Source organism: Telluria sp. ZT3P39, from assembly GCF_059685935.1.
Genome location: NZ_JCASIH010000045.1, coordinates 1 through 8561 on the forward strand (window position 1 = coordinate 1; position 8561 = coordinate 8561).

An 8561-nucleotide genomic window follows, 5' to 3' on the forward strand; every position below is an offset into this window, starting at 1 on the left:
TAGAATCTTCCATGTGAGCCGGTTGCATGTTGATCTCCTAAGTCTAAGTTTCGAACTCTCAGGTTAGGACTCAATCTGCAAATCGGCTCACTTTCTTTTCATCATAGGATCTACGATCCGCGAGGGATCAGACCGTAACGCTTAGTTCAGCGCCGGGGTGTTCTCGCCGAAGTATTCGTGCGAGTCGGCGTTCTGCACCGCCAGGTCAGGGTTGGTGATCGCCAGGTTGGCGGCGCCGGACTGGCCGTACACGTTGTCGTCGGTGCCGGCGACCGCATTGAAGTGGCTCATTTCATGCACCAGGGTGCCGCCCTTCGAATCGGTGCCGGTCATCGGCGCCGTCCAGAAGGCCTTGCACACGTAGATCTTGTACGGCTGGGTCGGGTACACATAGGCGTAATAGGTCTTGTTGCAGCCGCAGTCGACCGTCACCGGCTTGTTCGCGAATGCGTCCTTGATCGCGGCGAAGTTCGACGTCACGGTGGCCACGCGGGTGCTGTTGTTCGCGCCGAACCACTTGGTGTAGCGCGGGCCGATCACGCCGCGCACCATGTAGGCGTCGCCGTCGGTGGCCATGTTCAGGCCGGCCGACATGGCCGAGATCACGGTGCTCTGCTGCGAGGTGGTGCAGCGGCTGAACGAGAGCGTGCCCGTTGCCATCGGCTGCGGCGTGGCCGCCTTCATGGCTTCCAGGTCCAGCTCCACCTTCGACTTCTCGCCGCGCGCGACGCGCCCGTCGATCCACACCGAGGCCGGTGCCGAAGCGATCGATGCGGTATCGCCGCCGGCTGCCGCGGTGCCCAGGAACAGCTGTGGCGAATTGGTCTTGTAGCTGATCTGGTAGTCGCCGCTCACGCTCATGTCGTACAGGCTCGAGAGCTCGACCTTGACGGTGTGCGAGGCGCCCGGCTTGAGCACGAAGTAGTCGGACTGGGTCGGCGCGGCGCGCTTGACCAGGGTGCCCAGGTAAGGCACCGCCTGGCCGTCGCGCTTGATGTCGAACAGCGGATGGTCCACGCCCTCGAACGGGGTGCGGGACTTGAGCACATATTGCGGCGCGCCCGAGTTGTTGGTGATGGTGACACTGACCATCACGTCTTCGTCCTGCCCCAGCGCGTTCTTCTCGGGGGTGACGCTGACCGAGACGCCTTTTGGCGCAGCCACCGCGCCGCATGCCACCATCAGCGCCGCAGCGCCCACTGCCGACTTCAAGATACCGTTCCAGCTCATATTCATTCTCCGTGTGAAAAATAGTTATGCGGCCTGATCTCAGCCTTATCGAGTTACCCCGGTGATATGGAATAACTCTAACGAATAATCACGGAATGATGAGTATGTGTAAAGATGATTCGTTCCAAACGTGACATCATTTGTGGAAAGTCAACAAGACACAAAAATGTTCAATCGTGCGCTGGAAATTGCAATGTTCAAGTGTTAGCAATTACCCTTCGTCATTGTTGTTGCGGCGTATTCTCCCCAAAGTATTCGTGCGAATCGGCGTTGTTGACCGCCCGTCCCGGATCGGTGCGCGCCAGGTCGGCAGCGCCCGACTGCCCGTACACGTGGTCGTCAGTGGCGGCCACCACGTTGAAATGGCTCAGCTCATGCAAGAGGGTGCCGCCACGCGAATCGGTGCCGGTCAAGGCCGCCGTCCAGAAGGCCTTGCAGACATAGATCGTGTAGGGCTGGGCCGGGTAGACGTAGGCGAAATACGAGGCCTTGCAGCCGCAATCGATCTTCAGGGGCTTGGTCTCGAACGCATCGCGGATTGCCGCGAAATTCCTGGTGACTGCCGCGCCGCGCGCCGGGTCGAGCGCACCAAACCAGCTGCCGTAGCGCGCGCCATAGGCCGTGCCGGCTGTCAGGTAGGCATGGCCTTCGACCGTCATCGCGCGGCCGGCGTCGACCGCCGCCACCAGCTGCTCCTGCTGGGCGTTCGAGCACTTGCTGAATTCCAGAGCGCTGCCGGTGGCGGCCTGCTTGGCCGGCGGCCGCGCGCCGCGCGGCAGGCGGCCCTCGATCCAGATCCCGGCCGTGTTCGAGGCCAGCGCCCCCGTCATCTGGCGCACGCCGGCGCTGCCGAACAGGCCGGCCGCGGCGGTGCGGTAGCGCAAGGTGTAGGAGCCGGTCACATGCATCTCGTACAGCGCCGACAGCTCCACCACGGTCGAGATCGACGCTCCCGGTTCCAGCCGCACGTAATCGTTCGGGCCCGGCGCCGGGCGCTTGGCCTCGATGCCGAGATAGCGCACCGGCTGCCCGTCGCGCTGCACCTCGAACAGCGGCCCTTCCACGCCCTCGACCGGGGTATGCCATTTCAGGATGGTTTGCGGGCTCAAGCCGGTGTTGGCCAGCGTGACCTCTACCCGTACGTCGTCGCCGCGGGCGAAGTTCTGGCGCACCGGCGTGAGCGTCACGGTCACGTCCTGGGCCAGGGCAGGGGTGGCGGCAAGGGAGAGCAGGAGGAAAAAGGGCAGGCGGCGTGGCATGGCGGACTCCTCTAGACGATGGGATTCGTCCTACTGTGCTGCTGCCGCCACCGTCCAGCTTTGCGCCATCCCAAGGTTTTATTGGCCGTCGGCAACAAAACCACACTTGCGATATGGTGTATTCACAACAGGTGTGATTATTCGTGATTATCTGCTCGATTCAAACTACGCAGATTGCTATCATGCAATGACACTATCCCATAATAAACATTGCCTTAGGGCTGCAGGTCCGCCATGAAACGCCTTTACCGATGAACGCCTTGCAGGATTTTGCCGACACCCACTTGCAGAACCAGAACTACCTGGAACAAGTGATCGACGCCATGCCCGCCGGCCTGGTCATGGTCGATGCGGCCTTGCGCGCCTGCTCGATGAACCGCATGATGGCCGAGCTGCTCGGCGTGCCGGACGACCTGCTGTTCGAGCAGAAACTGGCGCTCGACGACCTGATCGCCTGCCCGGAACTGGCGCGCCATGCGGCCGAGGCGCTGGCCTCCGGCGCGCCCCACGACAACGTGCTGGTCACGCTCGACGGCCGCGCCGATGGCGTGCGCTATGTCGACTTCAACATCCGCCGCACCCGCAAGGACGGCGGCTACATGCTGCTGCTGATCGGCCAGGACATCACCTTCCGCCGCAAGGCGCGCCTGCGCCTGCAGGAAAGCGAGGAATTCTTCCGGCTCACCTTCAACCAGGCCGCGGTCGGCATCGTCCTGCTGGGCGCGGACGGGCGCGTGCTGCGCACCAACAGCAAGATGTCGCAGATCCTCGGCTATACCGAAATGGAACTGCTGCAGCGCTTTTTCCAGCAGCTCACCTACGCGGAAGACATGGCGGAAGAGCAGGCGCTCATGACACGCCTGAAGCTGGGCCAGGTCAGCGACTACCAGTTGGAGAAACGCCTGCTGCGGCGCGATGGCGCGCGCGTGTGGGTGAGCGTAAACGTCTCGGCAATGCGCGACGTCAACGGCAACCAGCGCTTCATCTGCGTGATCAACGACATCCAGGGCCAGAAGCAGGCCGAGGAAGCGCTGCTGCGCATGGCCAACCACGACGCGCTCACCGGCCTGCCGAACCGCGTCCTGATGCAGGACCGGCTTGGCCAGGCCATCATGCATGCGCACCGCGCCGGACGCCAGGTGGCGGTGATGTTCATCGACCTGGACCGCTTCAAGCACGTCAACGACAGCCTCGGCCACGATGCCGGCGACGGCCTGATCGTCGAGATCGCGCGCCGCTTGTCGAACAGCCTGCGCGAGAGCGACACCGTGGCGCGCCAGGGCGGCGACGAATTCGTGGTGGTGCTGCCCGACCTGGCAGGGCAGGAGGACGCGGCCCGGGTCGCGCGCAAGCTGCTGGACAACCTGTTCCAGCCCTTGGTGCTGTGCGGCCAGGAAGTCTTCCCGTCAGGCAGCATCGGCATCGCCATGTACCCGCGCGACGGCGAGGACAGCGCCACCTTGCTCAAATGCGCCGACAGCGCCATGTACGGCTCGAAAGCGCAGGGCGGTAACCACCACTCGTTTTACACGGCCGAGATGGGCGCCCAGGCGGTCGAACACCTGCGCATGGAAGGCGCCCTGCAGCGCGCCCTGCAGCGCCAGGAATTCCTGCTGCACTACCAGCCGGTGGTCGACATCGGCAGCGGTGTGGTCACGGGTGTCGAGGCGCTGCTGCGCTGGCAGCCGCAGGACCGCGCCATGGTCTCACCCGCCGACTTCATCCCGCTGGCCGAGGAAACCGGCCTGATCGTGCCGATCGGCGAATGGGTGCTGGCAACCGCCATGGCCCAGCAGGTAGCCTGGCGCCAGGCCGGCCTGCCGCCGGTGCGCATCAGCGTGAATCTGTCGGCGCGCCAGTTCCTGGGCCAGGACGTGGCCCAGTGCGTGGCCGCGCTGTTGGAACGCACCGGCTGCGACCCGGGCTACCTGACCCTGGAAATCACCGAAAGCGTGCTGATGGAAAACCCGGTGGCCGCCACCGACACCATGGGGCGCCTGGCCGCCATGGGCGTGCAGCTGGCGATCGACGATTTCGGCACCGGCTATTCGAGCCTGGCGAGCCTGAAGCGCTTCCCGATCCACAGCCTCAAGATCGACCGCTCCTTCGTGATGGACCTGACCCAGGACGCCGACGACGCCGCCATCGTCAACGCGGTGATCGCGCTGGCGCATTCGATGAAGCTGAACGTGATCGCGGAAGGCGTCGAGACGGGCGAGCAGCTGGCGTATTTGTCGAAGCAGGGCTGCGACCAGATGCAGGGCTACCACTTCAGCCGGCCGGTGGAGCCGGGGCGGATCGAGGCGATGCTGCGGGCGGCGCAGGTGTGCGCTCACGTATAATCGCCAGTTGCCCCCATTCTGCTACTGCGCCCATGAACCATCCTGGTGTCCTGCCTTCGCCTGCTCCCCTGTCGTTTCTCGATAACACCGGCGAGCTCGGCGAACTGATCGCCCGGTTCGACTGGTCGGCGACCTCGCTCGGCCCCATTGCGGCCTGGCCGCAAAGCGTGAAAAGCACGGTCTCGCTGATCCTGCATTCCACCTTCCCGATCGCCACCATGTGGGGCGAGGCCGGCATCATGATTTACAACAGCGGCTATGCCGAGATCGCGGGCGGCAAGCATCCTGCGCTGCTGGGCATCGAGGTCCGCGCCGCGTGGCCGGAAGCGCGCGACTTCAACGACGAGGTCATGCGCGTTTGCCTGGCCGGCAATACCCTGCACTACGCCGGCCAGGAGATCACGCTGAACCGCAACGGCCGCGACGAGCAGATCTGGTTCAACCTGGATTATTCGCCCATCATCGGCGAGTCCCAACTGCCGGTCGGCGTCATGGCCATGGTGGCCGACATTACGGACAAAGTGCGCGTGGAACGCTTCCTGCAGGGCGAACGGGCGCGCCTGCAGGCGATGTTCAACCAGGCGCCCGGCTTCATGGCGATGCTCGAAGGACCGCAGCACCGTTTCGTGCAGGTCAACGAGGCCTATCGCGAGCTGGTAGGTTTCCGCGATGTCATCGGCAAGACCATCGCCGAGGCCTTGCCGGAAGCGGTGGAGCAGGGCTTCGCGGCCCTGCTCGACAGCCTGTACGCGAGCGGCGAGGCGTTCTCCGGCGTGGCGACGCCGTTTGCCACGGTTGCGACCGACCATGCGCCCGCGAAGGAGGTGTTTGTCGACTTCGTCTACCAGCCGGTGCGCGACGAGCACGGCGCCGTGTACGGCGTATTTGTCCAGGGCGCGGATGTCACCGACCGCGTGCTTGCGGAGCAGTCCATGCGGGCCAGCGAAACGCTGTTCCGCACCCTGGCCCAGGCCTTGCCGAACCAGGTCTGGTCGGCGCCGCCGGACGGCCTGCTGGACTGGTTCAACGACCGCGTCTACAGCTATTCCGGCCGCCAGCCCGGCCAGTTGGACGAAGGGCGCTGGGCCGAGATGGTCCACCCCGATGACATCGGCACCGCGGTGGCCGCGTGGAGCCAGGCCCTGGCCAGCGGCAGCACCTATGAAATCGAATTCCGCCTGCTCGACTGCCACGGCAACTACCGCTGGCACCTGGGCCGCGCCTTGCCGGTGCGCGACGAGGCTGGCGCCATCACGCGCTGGGTCGGCACCAACACCGACATCGAAGACCAGAAGGCCGCCGCCCACGCGCTCGCCACCCTGAACGACAACCTGGCCGCACAGGTCAGCCAGCGCACCGCGGAGCGCGACCGCATCTGGCGGCTCTCGACCGAATTGATGCTGGTGGCCGATTTCAGCTCGACGATCGTGGCCGTCAACCCGGCGTTCACCACAGTCCTGGGATGGAAGGAAGCCGACCTGGTCGGTACTGCCTTCCTGTCCCTCGTCCATCCGGAGGATGTGGACGCGACCCTGCGCGAGGTCGCCGGCCTGAGCGAGGGGCGCACCACCTTCACCTTCGAGAACCGCTACCGCCACCGCGACGGCAGCTATCGCATCCTGGCCTGGTCGGCCTCGCCCGATGCCGGCTTCATCCACGCCGTGGCGCGCGATGTCACGGCCGAGCGCGAAGCGGCCGCCGCCATGTGCCGCACCGAGCAGGCCTTGCAGCAGTCGCAAAAGATGGAAACCATCGGCAAGCTCACCGGCGGCGTCGCGCACGACTTCAACAACTTGCTTCAAGTCATCGCCGGCAACCTGCAGTTGCTCGGCACCGACGTGGCCAACAATCCGCGCGCCCAGCGCCGGGTCGACAACGCGATGCAGGGCGTGCTGCGTGGCGCCAAGCTGGCCAGCCAGCTGCTGGCCTTCGGCCGGCGCCAGGCGCTGGAGCCGAAGGTGGTGCGCCTTGGCCGCAACGTGGCGGCCATGGACGACATGCTGCGGCGCGCACTGGGCGAGGCGATCGAGACCGAGACGGTGATCCAGTCCGGGCTGTGGAACGCCTTCGTCGATGTGTCGCAGGTCGAAAACGCCATCCTGAACCTGTGCATCAATGCGCGCGACGCCATGGACGGCGCCGGCAAGCTGACGGTCGAGGTCGGGAACGCCCACCTCGACGATCACTATGCCGCAACGCACCCGGACGTCACGCCGGGCCAGTATGTGATGATTGCCGTCAGCGACACCGGCAGCGGCATGCCGCCCCATGTCGTCGCGCAGGCATTCGAGCCCTTCTTCTCGACCAAGGCCGAAGGCAAGGGCAGCGGACTGGGATTGTCGATGGTGTACGGCTTCGCCAAGCAGTCCGGCGGCCACGTCAAGATCTACAGCGAAGTCGGTTTCGGCACCACCGTCAAGATGTACCTGCCGCGTTCCCTCGAAGCGGAAGACGCGCTGGTTCCGGTCGATCTGCGCGAGCCGGCCGGCGGCACCGAAACGATTCTGGTGGCCGAAGACGACGAGGGCGTGCGCGAGACCGTGGTCGAACTGCTCGGCGAGTTGGGCTACCGTGTGCTGAAAGCCCCCGACGCCGCCAGCGCGATGGCGATCGTCTCGAGCGGCATCCCGATCGACCTGCTGTTTACCGACGTCGTGATGCCGGGACCCTTGCGCAGTCCGGACCTGGCGCGCAAGGCGCGTGAAGCCATCCCCAACCTCGCCGTGCTGTTCACGTCGGGCTATACCGAGAACGCGATCGTCCACGGCGGGCGCCTTGACGCCGGGGTCGAACTGCTGGGCAAACCCTATACCCGCGCCGCCCTGGCATCCAAGATCCGCCACGTGCTGGCCAACCGTGACCAGCGCGCCGGTTCGGCACGCGACCTTGCCTATGCCCGGACGCAAGCGGCCGCGGCGGCCAAGCCACCGGCCGCACTGAGGATCGTACTGGTAGAGGATGACGAGTCGCTGCGCACGACCACGACGGAATTGCTGGAGCTGCTCGGCTACGTGGTCGCCAGCGCTGCCAGCGGCGAGGCGGCCTTGAGGCTGCCCGCGCTGGCCGTGGCCGACGTCCTGATGACGGACCTCGAGCTGCCGGGCATGTCGGGAGAAGAGCTCGCCCTGGCGGCGCGCAGGCAGGTTCCCGGACTCGGCGTCGTGTTCGCCTCCGGGCGCAGCACCACCAGCACCCTGGAGCGCTCGGCCGTGCTGGGCAAGCCTTACGACGTCGATACGCTGAAAACGGTGCTCGCAAGCGTCGCCGCGACGGGCGGCCGCTGACCAGCCGGGCCTATTTGAAGATGATCAGGCCGACAAGCCTTTTTGCAGCAATTCCGCTACCAGCGCGTTCATGTCGACGCCGCGTTCCTTGCTCAGCGTTTGCAGCTGCTGCACCAGGTCGCCGTTGAGCTTGACGGCAAACGGCACCAGTCCCAGCGCGCGCTCGCGCTCGCGCTGCTCGCGGCGGTCGACCGCAGGAGCGGCGGCCGCGCCGAACGCGCCACCCTTCGCACCCATCTGGTTCATCAGTTTTTTGGCGTCGCTCTTTGCCAGGTCGGTCTTTTTCATTGCTTGTCCTTGTGTTATCGAGAGCGAATTCTACCTGCAACATCGGGGTCAGGTTGAGGCAGTCCGTGATTCATGGACATCCAAATAGGGGACAATATGCCCCGGAAGGATAAACATGAACCCGAAAAAGAAGCAGCTCCCATCCAAGCGGGAGATCA

At 65.1% G+C, this 8561-nt stretch carries 5 protein-coding genes; 2 read left to right on the forward strand and 3 right to left on the reverse strand.

Features of this window, described 5'->3' with window-relative positions:
- Positions 1-141: 141 nt before the first annotated feature.
- Together AC56LR_RS21315 and AC56LR_RS21320 are read right to left on the reverse strand one after the other, a co-directional pair.
- Entirely contained in the window at positions 142-1230 is a 1089-nt protein-coding gene (locus tag AC56LR_RS21315; protein WP_497133441.1) for a M35 family metalloendopeptidase, read from the reverse strand.
- 221 nt (positions 1231-1451) lie between these two features.
- Positions 1452-2489: a M35 family metalloendopeptidase gene (locus tag AC56LR_RS21320; protein WP_497133442.1), complete on the reverse strand. Its 1038-nt coding sequence runs from the start codon at positions 2487-2489 to the stop codon at positions 1452-1454.
- A gap of 251 nt (positions 2490-2740) precedes the next feature.
- On the opposite strand from AC56LR_RS21320, the gene AC56LR_RS21325 reads away from it, so the two are divergent.
- Both AC56LR_RS21325 and AC56LR_RS21330 read left to right on the forward strand, forming a co-directional pair.
- Entirely contained in the window at positions 2741-4831 is a 2091-nt protein-coding gene (locus AC56LR_RS21325; protein WP_497133444.1) for a putative bifunctional diguanylate cyclase/phosphodiesterase, read from the forward strand.
- Positions 4832-4863: 32 nt separating this feature from the next.
- Positions 4864-8115: a PAS domain S-box protein gene (locus tag AC56LR_RS21330; protein ID WP_497133445.1), complete on the forward strand. Its 3252-nt coding sequence runs from the start codon at positions 4864-4866 to the stop codon at positions 8113-8115.
- 24 nt (positions 8116-8139) lie between these two features.
- Here AC56LR_RS21330 and AC56LR_RS21335 read toward each other — a convergent pair whose 3' ends face one another.
- Positions 8140-8403 carry a hypothetical protein gene (locus AC56LR_RS21335; protein WP_497133446.1) on the reverse strand — a complete coding sequence of 88 codons (264 nt, stop codon included), beginning with the start codon at positions 8401-8403 and terminating at the stop codon, positions 8140-8142.
- Positions 8404-8561 lie beyond the last annotated feature (158 nt).